The 15,292-nt window shown below is 51.7% G+C and carries 15 protein-coding genes; 2 read left to right on the forward strand and 13 right to left on the reverse strand.

Annotation, left to right across the window (positions count from 1 at the left end):
• Positions 1–9 precede the first annotated feature (9 nt).
• The 4 genes from JET16_RS11650 to JET16_RS11665 form a co-directional block, all read right to left on the reverse strand.
• Positions 10–390 (reverse strand): hypothetical protein, encoded by a 381-nt coding sequence (locus tag JET16_RS11650; protein WP_199616102.1) that lies wholly within the window; start codon positions 388–390, stop codon positions 10–12.
• Between the two features lie 903 nt (positions 391–1,293).
• Positions 1,294–1,734: a hypothetical protein gene (locus JET16_RS11655; protein WP_199616103.1), complete on the reverse strand. Its 441-nt coding sequence runs from the start codon at positions 1,732–1,734 to the stop codon at positions 1,294–1,296.
• A 133-nt stretch (positions 1,735–1,867) separates the two neighbouring features.
• Positions 1,868–2,161 carry a hypothetical protein gene (locus tag JET16_RS11660; protein ID WP_233531443.1) on the reverse strand — a complete coding sequence of 98 codons (294 nt, stop codon included), beginning with the start codon at positions 2,159–2,161 and terminating at the stop codon, positions 1,868–1,870.
• A gap of 228 nt (positions 2,162–2,389) precedes the next feature.
• Complete coding sequence (locus JET16_RS11665; protein WP_199616106.1) at positions 2,390–3,340, reverse strand: beta-galactosidase small subunit; 951 nt, start codon at positions 3,338–3,340, stop codon at positions 2,390–2,392.
• On the opposite strand from JET16_RS11665, the gene JET16_RS11670 reads away from it, so the two are divergent.
• On the forward strand, positions 3,333–3,641 hold the full coding sequence (locus JET16_RS11670; RefSeq protein WP_199616107.1) for a helix-turn-helix transcriptional regulator: 309 nt from the start codon (positions 3,333–3,335) through the stop codon (positions 3,639–3,641). The two genes, JET16_RS11665 and JET16_RS11670, sit on opposite strands and share 8 nt — an antisense overlap.
• 73 nt (positions 3,642–3,714) lie before the next feature.
• Here the strand turns inward: JET16_RS11670 and JET16_RS11675 are convergent, their stop codons facing one another.
• From JET16_RS11675 to JET16_RS11695, 5 genes are read right to left on the reverse strand one after another with little or no spacing between them, the layout of a single operon-like run.
• Positions 3,715–6,129 carry an ABC transporter permease gene (locus JET16_RS11675; protein ID WP_199616108.1) on the reverse strand — a complete coding sequence of 805 codons (2,415 nt, stop codon included), beginning with the start codon at positions 6,127–6,129 and terminating at the stop codon, positions 3,715–3,717.
• Entirely contained in the window at positions 6,122–7,213 is a 1,092-nt protein-coding gene (locus JET16_RS11680; RefSeq protein WP_199616109.1) for an ABC transporter ATP-binding protein, read from the reverse strand. The genes JET16_RS11675 and JET16_RS11680 overlap by 8 nt, the downstream gene beginning before the upstream one ends.
• Positions 7,210–8,412, reverse strand: coding sequence for a MalY/PatB family protein (locus JET16_RS11685; RefSeq protein WP_233531445.1), 1,203 nt, complete (start codon positions 8,410–8,412; stop codon positions 7,210–7,212). Before JET16_RS11685 ends, JET16_RS11680 begins: the two co-directional genes overlap by 4 nt.
• Positions 8,413–8,452: 40 nt before the next feature.
• The gene (locus tag JET16_RS11690; protein ID WP_199616110.1) at positions 8,453–9,379 is read right to left on the reverse strand and encodes a hypothetical protein; all 927 of its coding nucleotides are present in this window, start codon (positions 9,377–9,379) and stop codon (positions 8,453–8,455) included.
• Between the two features lie 7 nt (positions 9,380–9,386).
• Positions 9,387–9,911: a 5' nucleotidase, NT5C type gene (locus JET16_RS11695; protein ID WP_199616111.1), complete on the reverse strand. Its 525-nt coding sequence runs from the start codon at positions 9,909–9,911 to the stop codon at positions 9,387–9,389.
• 208 nt (positions 9,912–10,119) lie between these two features.
• Here JET16_RS11695 and JET16_RS11700 point away from each other — a divergent pair, with 208 nt between their 5' ends.
• On the forward strand, positions 10,120–11,028 hold the full coding sequence (locus JET16_RS11700; RefSeq protein WP_199616112.1) for an aldo/keto reductase: 909 nt from the start codon (positions 10,120–10,122) through the stop codon (positions 11,026–11,028).
• 719 nt (positions 11,029–11,747) lie between these two features.
• On the opposite strand, the gene JET16_RS11705 is transcribed toward JET16_RS11700, so the two are convergent.
• The 4 genes from JET16_RS11705 to JET16_RS11720 are packed head-to-tail and all read right to left on the reverse strand — an operon-like array spanning position 11,748 to position 15,213.
• The gene (locus JET16_RS11705; protein WP_199616113.1) at positions 11,748–12,626 is read right to left on the reverse strand and encodes an ABC transporter permease subunit; all 879 of its coding nucleotides are present in this window, start codon (positions 12,624–12,626) and stop codon (positions 11,748–11,750) included.
• The gene (locus JET16_RS11710) at positions 12,623–13,582 is read right to left on the reverse strand and encodes an ABC transporter ATP-binding protein (protein ID WP_199616114.1); all 960 of its coding nucleotides are present in this window, start codon (positions 13,580–13,582) and stop codon (positions 12,623–12,625) included. Before JET16_RS11710 ends, JET16_RS11705 begins: the two co-directional genes overlap by 4 nt.
• Positions 13,579–14,688, reverse strand: coding sequence for a hypothetical protein (locus JET16_RS11715; RefSeq protein WP_199616115.1), 1,110 nt, complete (start codon positions 14,686–14,688; stop codon positions 13,579–13,581). Before JET16_RS11715 ends, JET16_RS11710 begins: the two co-directional genes overlap by 4 nt.
• A 12-nt stretch (positions 14,689–14,700) precedes the next feature.
• Positions 14,701–15,213: a sigma-70 family RNA polymerase sigma factor gene (locus JET16_RS11720; protein WP_199616116.1), complete on the reverse strand. Its 513-nt coding sequence runs from the start codon at positions 15,211–15,213 to the stop codon at positions 14,701–14,703.
• Positions 15,214–15,292 lie beyond the last annotated feature (79 nt).

Consider the following 15,292-nt stretch of genomic DNA (forward strand, 5'->3'; position numbering starts at 1 on the left):
CGCGTCCCTTCATTCAATGACGAAATCTATCGTTTTCGTGACGTCGTAAGGGGTATGATCGTTGTTATGCAAAGAAACTTTAAGCGTATGCTCGCCCGGAGCAAGGTCGGGAAACACTTTTTTCGCATGCTTCACTCCGATTTTTTCGCCGTTGTCCAAGTACATGTGTATATGGCCTTCTCTGGCCTTGCGTTCTTGACCGTAGTGCTCCTCGGATATGACCAAATTTGTGTTCACCGTAACCGTTACGTCATCGCCGGAAATATCCAACGAGACTTCCAAGTCAGGCTTAAACTCCTTCCCTGCATCGGTCCCGGATGCCGGCGTATTTTCGCTTCCGCAAGCGGTCAATAAAGAACAAGCTAGAACAAGCCCCAATAGTTTTCTCACTATAACACCTCAACAATTTGGCAAAGCTGCAATTTATGATCTTATTCGACAAAACCTATTCGACAAAATGAGTACATTTACCTGCTTCTTCAAACCTCAATTTCACGAGCGTCATTGTATAGAGAAAAGCTTCTATTGAATCGCCTTCAAAGGACTTTACGGAACTATTATGGAAAGAGATGTATAAAAATTGTCGTCGGATTGCCGTAAATGTAGCGAATTCCGATGAGCGGGATCTATTATGGCAATACTCTGTTCATAAACGGTTGTTTGGACGACACATTACGTACACACTATTGCCATAGTCGCAGAAGTACGAAAAAACTCACCCGATGGACATACACAAAAACGACCATTTGTGTACATTCCGTTGCCATAATGATCATTTGCTAGACAAATGTACCACACGTTTGAAAAATAAGTTTCGTGAAGATCACCTATTCGGACAATTAATGTCCGGATATGTGTGCTGCGAATGCCGGATACAGGCGCTGAAAATAGAAATCTTCAATTAATCGATAGTCTCTATGCGACCGTTCATACCGCCGATAAAGCAAATGGTTCGTTAATAACGGCGATTTTTACCGCTAGCCATCGTAACGAATCGTCGTCCCCTGCCCGTCTTAATGCCCATGTCGAGCGGCCCCCATCCCCCGGCATTTAGCTGCCTTCACTTAGCAACCCCGTATGCGGCGGTAACTTTTGCATTCATTTCATCTATCGGCGCTCGGCACTATGTGAAAACGACAAGAACCGCTTTTCATACAACGCAGTATCGATCGCTAATCAGCGTCTTTCGCACAAAGAAGGACCTTTCGGCGCCTCCCGCCGAAAGGTCCTCATCATCGTTTATTCAAATGCAAGTACGTCGCAGGCAATGCAATTTGCTTGTCGACGGTACAACTAAATGTCCGCTTGGGAAAAACGAATGTCGCGCTGCGTCATACCCGTTCTATGCCTTGTATGATGTAGGAATATTTCGTCCCGATATTCAAATAGATGTACCGGTCGGCGCCCATCAGATCGCTGATTTGCTGCGCCACGATAGGTCAGTTCAAAGCCTCCGTCCGTCTCTCGACTTTTCCTTGTTGCTCCTATAAAGTTGGTCATTCGAGGTTTGTCGTTTTTCAACTTCGGATCGATATACTCCAGGATAAACGGAGATCTCATAATTGTCCGCCACTGCCCTTGGCTCGTTTCCTCCGGCCAAGCCGACGGATCGGGGAAAGAGTTCCAGACCGCCCCGCTTCTTCTGTCCTCCACGATGAAATACCCGTGTTCGGATCGTCCTTTATTTGCAGCCGTTCGTTGCTTGCCGCCGGCTTCAGGATACAGGGTTACCATGAAATCGGACTCTCCGCTCGGTGTTTTGTGGTGTGGTAACCAACAAATTCCACTCGAAAGCCAAGAGTCCTTGTTTCTTTTAGAAACATGACAAAACTAGTGGTGTTGAAACAAAATATTACAAAATGTTATTTCAACGGCTCAACAAATGCGCCAAATCCTGCATCATATCTTTGCGCATGCTCTCCTGACGGTTTACATCGCCAATCAAGTCATTCATCGTTTGAATGACTTGCCTCAATTCTTTCGACCCTTGCACCGGTATGTCCGGAATACGGCGCCCTTGCTGGACGCGCAAAGCGGATTGGCTCAATACATCCGTATTTTCGGTCAGTTTTCCCGCCGCGATATAACTCAACCAAATAAATAACAGAACGATCGATGCAGCATCGTAATCTGCAAACCGTTGGAGACTGGCGTTCACCATTACATTACTTTCATTAGGATCAAATGAAACGGTCACGTGTCCATGGAGCTGTCCTTTGGCAATGAAAGGAAGTTCAACGTTTTTGCTTCCCGAAGCGGTTGACTCGTTGTCCCATGAATTCCCCTTTCAAATCCCGATATGAGGTTAAGGGGAATGCTGCGACACCGGACGTTAGTATTTGCTTCTTTTCTGGGGATTGTGCTGTCATTAGCCGTTATTCTTTATTTTTTATATGAAAATAAAGAAAAAGCCAACAAAGAAGCTGTCTTTGAAGAAGCGTTGATTACAAAGGCTTTGACGATCATTGCAATTATGAGGGAAACCAAAGTGTATTCCCTGCCTTTCTCGGAAGAAGAGGCGCAATGGTTGTCGAGTCTGACGCAGGGCGCCGGATTCCATTATGTAGGAGTATTCATAAGTTCGGTCCGCGTATAGCGTAAATTCGGGATGCGTCTTTGCATGCCAGCTGTCGTCGCCGCCGACGCCCATCTGACGGCAATTTACCCTGACTACCGTTTTGTCGGACGGGGGCAGCTTATACGCGTGGTCATGCGCTTCGAGCTCGGACGGCGTATATGGAAGCACGTTGACCTCAACCGTCGAACAACCCCGGATCAATAAACCGTCGCCATCGCTGTCGGTTATTTCCGCCCAACGGACTTCGGTTTTGTTCCCGCACTCTTGCGGCTTTAAATACGGGACGAATTGCTCCGCCGCCTTGCCTTCATAGATGCCCAGCTTGGCGCCGGTCGCCCGGTCGCAATAATTTTCATGCGGGCCTTTGCCGAACCAACTAAAATTGTCGAATGACCGGTCCATGGCAAACATCATGCCGACTTCCGGGATCTCGGGCAAGTCTTGACCGGGTTGAAGTCTTTGTACGACTCCGATTTCCCCGTTGCCAAAAACCGTATAGGTCACACTGCAGATGGAAGGGGATGCGGTCGCCAGCATATACTCGGCTTTCACTCTAACCTTGTACGGGGATATTTCCACATTGAAATGCGCAAGCTCTCCATTTTCGCCCGCTCTCTTCCAAGTCGCGCATCTGACCGGCAGCTTGCTGCCCCTGTCATTGTCGGTTGGAGCACGCCAGAAGTTCGGCGCAGGAGGCCGTTTTATCAATTCCTTGCCTTTTATAGCCGACATTTGCAAAAAGAACATCAATACGTTGAGCATTCGGTGCAGTCTTCAACAGTCCAAGCTGCAAATTTCCGATATCGCCAAAAAACTGAATGTCCATCGCGCTTATATTAGCCACTGTTTCAAAGAGGTTTACGGAGTGTCACCGAAATATTACGCTCTGCAGGTCCGGATCAAGAAGGCCAAGGAGCTGTTGCAGCGGTCGGACTTGCCGGTCAGCAGCATCGCGGCGCAGCTGTCGTTTTCATCGACCGGATACTTTTGCCGTTTCTTCAGAAACCACGTCGGCTTCAGTCCTCATCAGTACAGAACATACGCGCGGACTATATCCCTATAATGCCAAAAAAAGACCTTTCGACGATGCCGAAAGGTCCGAAATAAGGTATCTGCTTTCTCTACTTCTCTGTTGTTTATTCAAACGCAAGAACTTCGCGCATCGCAAGCCGGGACGCTCTCCAAGCCGGCAGAAAGCTCGCGGCCGCGGAACAGACCAGCGCGCCGCCAAACCATAGCAATATGCCGTGCGCCGGAAACACATAGTCGAGCGTGTTTTTGAACAGCGACTCTCCGACGGCATCGGCCAGAAGCTTGCTGACCGGTACCGCCAACAGCGAGCCCGCCGCCCAACCGATAAGGCCGACGATCATCCCTTCCGCGACTACGATGCTCCAGATCGAACGGTTCGTAGCGCCGATGCTTCGCAAAATGCCGAAATCTCTCGTTCTCTCCATGACGTTAATGCTCATGCAGCCAAGCAAGCCCAACGTCGACACGACGGTAAGCAATGTCCCCATGACGGCGAGAAATCCCAACATAATCCCGAATCGGCTCTGCTGCAGCTCCCGGTATTCGGAAGTCAGCGAAATGCCCGCCACAGGTATTCCCTCCGCTTCCAACGCGGCTTGAAGCTTCTCGGCCGTCCTGGCCTGCGCGACCCGGTCATGCTCGGCGGTCACAATATGCAAATGAGATATTTGACCGGCAAGCCCGGTCGTCTGTTCCCATGCATCGTATGAAACGAACGACTCCACTTTGCCGACGACTTTGCGCAGGATGCCGACGACCTTCCATTCCGAAGGCTTACCGTTCCACTCGAACGTTACGGTGTCGCCCGCACGTATGTCCCCGGGGTCATCGTTAAATATGTACGAATCGATGACGATCGCATTGCGGTCGTCCGGCGTCAGCCAGCGGCCATCGGTAATAATGGGCGTCATCAGTTCCGTTCCGGGAGGAGGGGCGGCCATGCTCCAATCGACGCTCTCCGAACCGTCCTCCCTTACGCGATTCGCAATGGAAGCTCCCCAGCCTTCGACGGCCGCAACGCCTTCAACAGAAGCGGCCGCTTGTTCCGCACGCGATTTCGGCTGAGGAGACGGGAAAGCGATTTGCAGGTCGTACCCGGCGTATTGAAGAGACCGCTCCAAAGTTAAGTCCATGCTTGCGTAAATGCTAATCACGGAAACAACGATAGCTCCGCTCAGGCTTAACGTGGTTATGGTAAGCGCCAATCTTCCTTTGCGGCGAAACGTATTTCGCAGCGAAAGCATCAGCGGACGGGGCAAGCCGCGCGCCCGCTCCAACAACCGGTCTATCCAACCCGTTCCGAACCGTTCTCCGCCTGCGCCTCCCGTCTGAATCGCTTCGCGTACGGAAATGCGAATTCCGCGATAAATAGGCAGCGCCGCTGCGAGGAACGGCACGCAAACACCAATAAACATTGCGGCGACGATGACTTGCGGCGAATACCCGTAACCCGAGCTGTCGAAGTTCAACAGTTCGTTCGTTCCGGCCATGACCGCTGACGCGCCGAACAATCCGAGCGGCAGCCCCGCGGCGATCGCAAGCGCGCCAAACATAATAACGATGAATGAGTACATTGCAAAAAGCGCCCGCGGAGTCGCCCCTATGACCTTCATCACCCCGATTTGCCGAAGCTGCCCTCCAAGAATGGCTAATACGGTATTTACGACCAGCGTCATACCCAACAATAGCGCAAGGGTGCCCAACGTTTGAAGGATGGCGATCATCGATCCGACGATGTCCGCCCCCCAATGCTTGCCGGGCTCCGGAATATTCGTCGTATGTACTTGAATGTTTCTTGCGTATAACACGTCCCGAACCGCCGCTGCGGTACGCTCGATTTCCCGTGTCAAGCGGCCCGCTTCCGTCTCTCCGGTGTCCGCAATCGCGAACGAAACGGCGTTATACAGCCGCGGAAAGCCGAAATCGTTCAATGTATCCAATGTAATATACACGTACCCAGTCCCGGACAACGACGCCGTCTCCCTTACGGGATCGCGCGCCGTTCCCGAAATCCGCAGCGGCTTTAACGTTCCTCCGGGCGTTTCCAACCAAACCGTATCTCCGACGCTCAGCCCGTAATACGAGAGAGCTGTTCGTTCGAACAACGCTTCTTCGCGGCCCGGCGGATAGGAGCCCTGTTCAGGCAGCAGCCGGTCGCTGCTTATAGAAGAAAAGTCGTCGATAGCGACTAATTGCACTTTGCGCCAATCCTCGGCAGCCGGCGAATCCAGGGCGCTCATGCGAACGGATGCGGCGAAGCGGCCCTCGGCCGACGCAACCCCGTCGGCTTCCCGGACGGCATCAAGGACGGAGCCGTCAAAGCCGCTTGTGAACACGACCGCATCCGACGGATTCGCAGCTTCGTAGCTTTCCGCCATACCCCGGTTCAACGTATGCAGCGTCTGGCCGATTAAGCTCACACCCGCAACGCCGATGGAGATGGACAGAACCGCAAGGAGCGTACGCCCCGGATCCGAAAGCAAATCGCGAAACATCTTGCGCCATCGCGTGTTACCCATGGCTCAATTCTCCTTGGAGCCGGTGCAGCTCGCCCAACCGTTCGCGAATGCTGCGGTCGATGTCTTCCTTTGTCATAGCCGATTGGGTAAGTATGCCTCCGAACGTTTCACGGTCGAGCTCGTACACCTCCAACGTCTCCTTCGCGCCGGCACGAATCGTGGCCGTGCGCCGTCCTCCGCGCACCAAGGCGATCTCCCCGAAATATTGCCCGGGGCCAAGGCTGCTCACCAAAATATCGTTCCCGCCAGGGTGCTTCACAAGCACCTCCGCTTCGCCCTTCGTCACCACATATGCGCAATCCGCTTCATCGCCCTGCCGCAGCAAAATCGTGCCGGGAGCCACTTCAACCTTGCGAAACCGCTTCGCTAGCGCGGTAAGCACGTCGACATCGAGGCCCGGGAACGCGTGAACGATATGCTGGTTGACGATTTCGCCGTCGGCGACGATGATGCTTCGCTGCACGCGATGCGCAAGATCGTTGTCGTGGGTCACCATGACGACCGTCTTGCCTTGCTTGACGAGCCCTTCAAACAATTGGAAGACGCTCTCCGCCGTCTTTGAATCGAGACTCCCCGTAGGCTCGTCTCCGATGATGACCGGCGGGTCGTTCGCAAGCGCCCTGGCGATCGCCACGCGCTGCTGCTGTCCTCCGGATATGGCGGACGGCATCTTGTAGGCATGGCCGGCCATACCTACGCTGTCCAGCAGCTCCATCGCCCTGCGTTTGCGTTCCTTCGCCGCCCACATGCGGCAAAAATCCATCGGGAGCATTACGTTTTCAATTAAATTAAGTGTCGGCATCAACTGGAAAAATTGAAAAATGACGCCGAGCTGCCTTCCTCTCCACTGCGCCAAAGCGCTGGATTTCAGCTGACTCAGCCGCGTGCCGTTCACCGTCACTTCCCCGCTTGTCGGCTCATCTATGCCGGTAATCATGTTTAACAGCGTCGATTTCCCGCTGCCCGATTTGCCGACAATCGCGACGAACTCCCCGGCGGCGATGTCCAGATCGATCCCCTTCAACACGGTAAACGCCGAACCGCCGGTTCGGAACGTCTTAACCACTTTCCGGCAGCTAATCATGACTTACTGACTTCGCCGGCGCGCGCGGCCGCAGCTGCGAACCGCTCCAACGCCTCCAGCAGTAACGGCCGCGGGCATGCGCAGTTCACCCGCAAGAAGCCGGATCCCTCTTCATCGCCGAACACCGATCCTTCGCTGAACGCGACTTTCGCTTCGGCAAACATGAGGCGTTTCAGATCGGCAACACTCATCCCAAGCCCGCGGCAGTCGATCCAAAGCAAATACGTACCTTCCGCACGAACCGGCCGAATGACCGGCAGCCGCCGCTCGAAAAACCCGATCGCTGCATCGATGTTTTCTTTCAGGTAAGGCAGCAGCTGATCCAGCCAATCCCCGCCTTCGTTATAAGCGGCGATGGTCGCCGTATGGGCGAAAAAGTTTTGCATATGCAACGAAAGCGTCTTAATGCGGTTCGCCAGCTTCGTCCGAAGCTTGGCATCCGCCGCGACGATGAAAGACGACTGAACGCCAGGAATATTAAAGGTTTTCGTAGGAGCAAGCAGCGTGATCGAATGGGAAGCCGCGTAATCGCCTACCGTTGCGTATGGTACGTGCCGCGCGGGCTGAAACACGAGATCGCAATGAATTTCGTCGGAGACGACCGTTACGCCGTACTTGGCGGCCAATTCCTCCAAGCTCGACAGCTCCTCGCGCGTCCACACTCGGCCGCCCGGATTGTGCGGGTTGCACAGAAGCATCAGTTTCGCACTGTCTTGCATGAGCTTCTCCATACCCTCCAAGTCCATACGGTAACGCCCGTCTTCGCCCAGTATGAGCGGGTTGCGGGCGACATTTCGCCCGTTCATCCGGATCACGTCGAAGAAAGGATAGTACACAGGCGGCTGCACGATGACATTCGCGCCGGGTTCCGTAAACAATTCCACTGCCAATGAAAGCGAAGTGACGACGCTCGGGCTCATGAGGATCGATTCGGCGGGGATGCTCCAGTTATGCCTCCGCTCGAACCACCCGCGAATTGAGTCATACCAATCGTCGGTTCGGATTGTGTATCCATATACGCCCTCTTGAGCGCGGCGGACAAGAGCGTCCACAATCGGCTGCGCGCAAGGAAAATCCATATCCGCCACCCATAGCGGCAGCACGTCTTCCCCGCCAAACAAGGCGGTCAGTTGATCCCATTTGTATGAAGCCGTATTCCGGCGGTCGATCATACGGTCAAAATCATATTGAATCGGCATACGTTCCCTCCACTTGCCAGTTTATTGAAATTGTACTCTTTCAAGCGGAAGTGCTCAAGGCCGGGTCTTCCAATACACGAAATTTTTGAATCCATTGCGAGGCGATCACTTCCCCTGCCTCATTGATCAACCGAACTTCCAAGCTCTTGGCTCCCTCAATGGCGGCTCGAAGCTTTTCGGCGGATACTCCATCTTTGACATTAAACATGCTGCCGTACACGTGGCTTTCGTCGCGCAGCAAGGTGAACCGCTGCCCCATATAGTGGTCGGCCACGCCGGGGTCCTGCTCAAGCAGATCCGACAACGCCGGGTCGGCGATATTGATCCTGAAGGCGAAAGGATCCGTCGTGCTGCCGGACTCGTTAACGACGGTGAACTCCACGACCAACACCGTCTCAGCTTCGGTTTCTGCGTAGCTGGCTACCGACTTGCCCGGCACGAATGAAAGCTTGTCGTTCAAACCTTGCCGGTCCGCTTTAGTCAGCAAGACCAATTCCGACAGCGCATGCGAGTTAACGAAATCTTTAGTTACTTTCCAGTCCCCCTCCCGTTTCTCGATTTGTATATTCCCGCTTACTTGTTGTTCTTTGCCGCTTCCGTTTGCCGCAACAACTAAAACCAATGAATATTCCGTAACAAACTTTCCGCCGCTCTCGAACGGATCGCTGAATGAAACGTCCTTCACTCGCACATCCGATTGGTGCGCTCTGGCTATTTCCAAAGGAATGCTGACAATTCTGTCTGCGGAGATGTCATTCAAAGCTTCATCTGAAACATATTTGCTTACTGCGGCGGTCCGCTCCTCAACCGTGGGAATCTGCTTGTAGGCGACTTCAAATAGCGCTTTCTTGTATTCAGACGCAAATTGAAGCGCCGAGTATTTATCATTCGGTTGAGCATTGCAGGATATCAAGGGAATTAGGAACGCCACATAAAGAAGTACGCTAATAACCTTTTTCAGAATCAATCTCCCCTTACAGAAAATAATTCCGTACTTCCAACCAGTTGTTTACTCTAACGTATCCCGTTTCATTCACATTGTGCGGCGCCGTAAACAAAATTCCTTGACCCTCAAAACGTTGAAAATGTCTCGAATTATCGTCAATCAGGTAATCCGCTCGGATAACGCTTTTATCTCCGCAAAACACAAAATTCATCTCATTCAGAAAGGGAAATTGTTCCTTAAGCCATTCGTACTTTGAGGTGAATGAAGCCGGAAACTCCATCGCCGCCGTTGTGATGAAAATTTCATATTGTTCACTTAATTGTTTGATAACCTTTTGGCTGTCTCTCATGACATCCAAATCGCGGAAAAAAGCGGGATCGTTTAAGTATGCAGTAATCTCGTTTTTTAAATGAGGACGTAATTCCCTAAGCCGAGTTCCCTGCAAGTCATTCACAGTAAAATTCTCATTGTAGTCGCGATTAAACACTCGTAAATGTTTCGCGTTAAAATCCGCTATCACTTCGTCCATATCTATTGCAATTCTCTTTTTCATAAAACATTCTCCACTCCTTGTACTCTTCTTTATTTTGACGATATTGAATACGAACTCGCGCAGTTTCTCCAATTGTGCGGCATCTTTCGTTATTTCGCAATTCTTTTCATCTCTCCTCGTGCAATGCGGCTTTCTCTTGTCATTCGCGGAACCTTTTCACATAATGGGATAAAAGTCAGCAGGTTCAATGAAAGGGGAGACGGCGCATATGAAGAAGAACCGGTTAGGGTCGTCCGATCTGCTGGTCGGCGAAATAGGATTGGGCTGCATGTCGCTCGGCACGGAGGAGCGGAAGGCGGTTTCCATCATACATGAAGCTTTAGATAAGGGCGTAAACTTTTTGGATACCGCCGACTTGTATGATGACGGCCGCAACGAGGAGCTGGTCGGAAAGGCGATCCGCGGACGCCGCAGCGGCGTTATCGTCGCCACGAAGGTCGGCAACCGGCGCATTCCCGGACAAGAGGGATGGGTGTGGGATCCGTCCAAAGCGTATATTCAATCGGCGGTAAAAGAAAGCTTGCGAAGACTTCAAACCGATTATATCGACTTGTATCAGCTGCACGGGGGAACGATCGGCGATCCGATCGACGAAACGATTGAAGCGTTCGAGGAATTGAAGCGGGAAGGAGTTATCCATTATTACGGCATTTCCTCTATCCGGCCGAATGTCATACGAGAATATGTAAAGCGCTCTTCCATCGTCAGCGTTATGAACCAGTACGGCATCCTAGATCGGCGTGCCGAGGTAGAGGTATTGCCGCTGCTGAAAGAAAGCGGAGTCGGCGTCATCGCACGCGGCCCGCTCGCACGCGGCGCGCTGGCGGAGAGCAGGCAGCCGGAGAAAGGTTTTTTGGACTACAGCGTTGAAGAACTAAGGACGCTTCGCGAGCGGTTGATCAAGCTGGCTGGCAACGAACGCGAACGCAGCATCTCTCATCTTGCGATCCGCTATTCGCTTGCGCATCCCGCGGTCGCAACCGTCATACCGGGAGCAAGCTCCCGCGAGCAGCTGATAAGCAATCTTGAAGCGGCCGGCATCCCTCCGCTGACGCCGGAGGAAGTTCATCAAATCCAGCGGCTCAGCAAAGCTAATGTATATACGGATCACCGGTAATTCGCTCAAAAAAAGAGCAGTCGGTCAAGCAACATATGCAAATATAACTACACCGTAGAAACCGGCACTGATGCCGATTGGTACTTTAGCATTGTAATCGTGCAAGCACCCGTATGCCAGGAGATTGTCGCACGTGTCAAAGCCCCGTCCATGGATTTTTTTCCATAAACGGGGCTACTCGGCCGATACTTTATTCACTTGTATACCTCAACCCTCCGATACATGCACCGCATATTTATCATTACAATTCCCTCTTACAAAAACATGCCTGGCATGTAACCACACACGTTTCATACTACACTCACCTTCGTCCCCGCATGCCGGGAGGTGTGCTGGCATGCTTCGCCTCACCTACTTCACCGGATGATTCTCCCTTCTATGTAGAATGTATATTAATCAGTACAGGCGATGCATTATTGGGTGTGAACCGTCCGATCCGTATGAGTGTGGTTACGGATCGCCATTAGGTCACCTTCGATTCGCCTGAAGCTGAATAATACCGCCGTTAGGCTTGTCCTTTCGATGGCTATATTGTATATCGATTTCGACAATAATGTAAATATTCAGATTTTTCTGATTTATTGGATAAAGCGGTTTCATTCTCGCGAATGCTCTCACATGCTTCTTCGTTGGCATTTTTTGTCGAAATATGGTCCGGCCTATTCTAATCGCTCTTCGTCCAAATAAAAAACAGCCGTCCCTGCAGGAACGGTTTGGTTCTACAAATCCTTCCGTTGAAATGCCCTGATCCCGAGAACGAGTGCAAGGATCGTATACAGAGCGCAATAGACGAGGAACGAATTTGAAGGGATCGTCGAGAAGCTAAACGGCCCAAGATCGTTTAAATCCATAAAGTTCTGTATTTCCCTTACGGAGAACAATTCGGCCAGCATTCGCCTTTGCAGCGTATCCGCGGGCATCACCAGCGACATTATCCCCGAAACCATGTTCAGCGATTGCTGCGACTCCTCCGAAAACAACCCGACCGCGGTAACTTTGTCAATCATCCCGCCCAGCCAGCCTGCGCCATACAGCGTGATCATAAAGACGCCGTTGCCGAATGCGGGGAAAAAACACGAGCCCAACATCGCCACGGAAACGAGCATCGGCACAACCCAAGCGAACAAGGCAAAAGCTTTAAGCAGCAAAACCGCATCTTTCGGCACTCCGGCATACATGTCGGTGATCACTAATAAAGCGGTGAAAAGGATTGCGCAATACGCGACGCCGAGACTGACATAACCGATCCACCTGCCCATATACCATTTCCATCTGCTGATCGGCCGGGGCAGCAACGCTTGCAGGACCCCTAATTCCGCCTCCCCGCCAACTGTGGAAAATGAGCTGAATATAGATAAAAAGGCGACAACAAAAGTACCGAAGAAAAACCCGAGAGACAGGATAATCGTTCCGTTGCGGAATTGTTCCAACACATATTCCATACTTGAAGGATCGAAGCGATCCGACGCCATGTCGCTTCCGATCGTCTTGGCCACATACCAGAAACCGATGAGGAACACGGCCGTCATTATCAATGTTAAAGACAAGACGCGTTTGCGCATCATTTCTTTCCATGTCATAGCGATGATGCTGTTCATGCCCGCTCCCCCCTGTGGTTCAGTCCGGAGACGGCGTTCACGAACCATTCGTCCAGTCTGTTCTTCGCCTTGTTCACTTCGTACAACGTCATGCCCTGTTCAACAATGAGACTGTTCAACCAGCCGATCTGCTCGTCGTCCTTCAACTGTGCTTCCAACCACACGAGATCGCCTGTCTGCAAAGATACGATTGAGGCGATCTTCATCGGCAGCCCGGTCGTCTCACGAAGCCATTCCAGATGCAAAGGCGTCAAGCCGCCCACACGCAGCTGCCAACGGTTTTTCTCCTGCAGCACTTCCTCCACCGAACCTTGGGCCATAATCTCCCCGTTATTTAATAAGGCCACCCGGTCGCACAAAACTTCAACATCTTCCAACAAATGCGAGTTTAAAAATATGGTCTTCCCCTGTTTGCGCAGCTTCTGCAAAAGCTGTCTAACCTCATGCCTGCCGACCGGATCCATCGCCGAGGACGGTTCGTCGAGGAATAAAAGCTTGGGATCGCTTATCATCGCGCACGCGAAACCGAGCCGCTGCTGCATTCCTTTGGAATAATGCTTGATTCGGTCGCGCCCCCGCAATCCGATCCCCACTTCTTCCAACAATTCGGCAATGCGCTTCTTCGCGTACGAGTGTTCCAAATTGCAAAGCTTCGCATGTAGCCATAGCACTTCTTCGCCCGTCAGCCATTCTTGGTACCGGTACAATTCCGGCAAGTATCCGATGTGACGGCGTGCTTCAATCGTTCCGGCCTGCGCCCCGAAGAGGGAGGCTTGTCCCGCTGTCGGACGGATCAGCCCGACCAGCATCTTAACCAGAGTGCTTTTCCCAGCGCCGTTAGGGCCGAGGAAGCCAAAAGCTTCCCCAGCCCTAACGGTAAGTGTAATATTTCGGCAACCGCGGCCGTTGCCGTAATCTTTCGTCAGACCGTTCGTTTGTATAACCGCTTCGCTCATTGGCGGATCAGCTCCGCGATCCGGGCCTCAAGCTCTTCTTGAGAGCCGAATCCATTTCCCGAAAGTGTATATATATTTCCGTCTTTAATCCACATCGAGTGATAGTAAGCACCTCTCTGTTCCCCGTATTTCTCCAGCAATACGTCATGACCTTCAACCTTAACCATTGTCGTGCGTTCATCGGCAATAACCGGAAGCGGCACGGACCCGCCGTCAAGAATGCTGGAGGATTTCAGGCTGCTCTTGAGATGTTCCGGCAGCAGCGGGAAATCGATGAGCGCATCGAGCGCTACTTTAACGTCGACCGACGGATCTACATGGATTTTCGGGACAGGCTGTTGAGTGAAGGAAACATAGTTATTTTTTCCGTTGTTCATATCCATTTGAACCGATTCTCCAAGCTCGATCGTAATCGATTTGCCGTCAACCGATTGCGGGAGAAGCTTTGAAGCCCCCAGCCTGCTCATCGCTTTGTTCACTTCCGCCACATTGATCGTTAAAGTGACCGTATCCGAAGGGCCGACATACACTTTATCGCTTTTAAAGCTTTCCGGAACCACAATTTTACGGTTTAATACGTTGGAAACTTCGGTTACATCGAATTCGCCGTGCATCGTTCCGGACTCTCTTGCGAAATTGCCGAATTTGTTTTCCGATTCGCGCAGCTTGCCGTCCGCGGTGAACGTATTAAACAGCTGCTCCGCCTCATTTTCTTGAATGGTTGTGATTTGTTCCATTTGGAATTGGTTAAGGATGGCTGCTAACGCATTATTGCCTGCCGGCGTGACTATGATCAATGCCAGCACGCCGGCTGCAACCGCACCATTGATCCATTTTGCGTGCTTGTTGCGTTTCCAGCGGTTGACGAACGTCGGCTTGGCAACCGGAGACGTATCTTTCATTCCCTCATTGCCGGTTTCCGGAACGGTCGGCTCGAGATCGTTTTTCGATTCAGGCGCCCACATAATTTCTTCTCTTAACTGTTCGCTATCCCATTGAGTCCATCTGGGATTCACCGGCTCATCCTTTAATTTTTCCTGCAGCTTTTTCCAAGCTTCATCCAGATGTTTTCCATTCTTATCATTCCATTTATTGTTTTCCGCCATATCGTCATTCTCCTATTCGTATTGATTGCGCATATTCAACTCCGCTTGCTTCCTAAGCTTTTCCGTCGCTCTTAACAGCATAGTGCCCACTAAAGGCCTTCGAACACGCAGCTTCTCTGCGATCTCATTGTAGCTGTATCCCGAATATTTCAGCATCAGCAGCCGGCGGTCCCGCTCCGGCAACTGATCCAGCCAATCGCGCACTTCTTTCTGCTCCATCTTCCGCAGTGTAACATCTTCATTGGACAGAGCGCGGTTTTCGTCACCGATTACGAGCTGTTCCTGCTTTTGAATCAAAGCCCGCTCCCGTGTTCGTTTATTTAAATAATCGTACCCGACGCGGGTCAGCACCCGGTGAAGCCATGCGCCCACGGCCTCCAGCTCATTCGGCGGATTTCTGTACAGACGCAGAAAAACTTCTTGAGCAAGATCCTCCGCAACGCCCTCATCCTGTACCAAAAGAGTTAACTTCCTCACTACGGAAGGGTAATGCTTGTAAAATATATCTTTAAATGTATCGGACAATTGTTCCTGCTCCTTTCCGCTGCAGCTATATATAAGACGGCCGAAGGCCGGATTTTATATCATTATCACATAAAAATAT

It is taken from the genome of Paenibacillus alkalitolerans (genome assembly GCF_016482785.1).
Lineage (GTDB): Bacteria > Bacillota > Bacilli > Paenibacillales > YIM-B00363 > Paenibacillus_AE > Paenibacillus_AE alkalitolerans.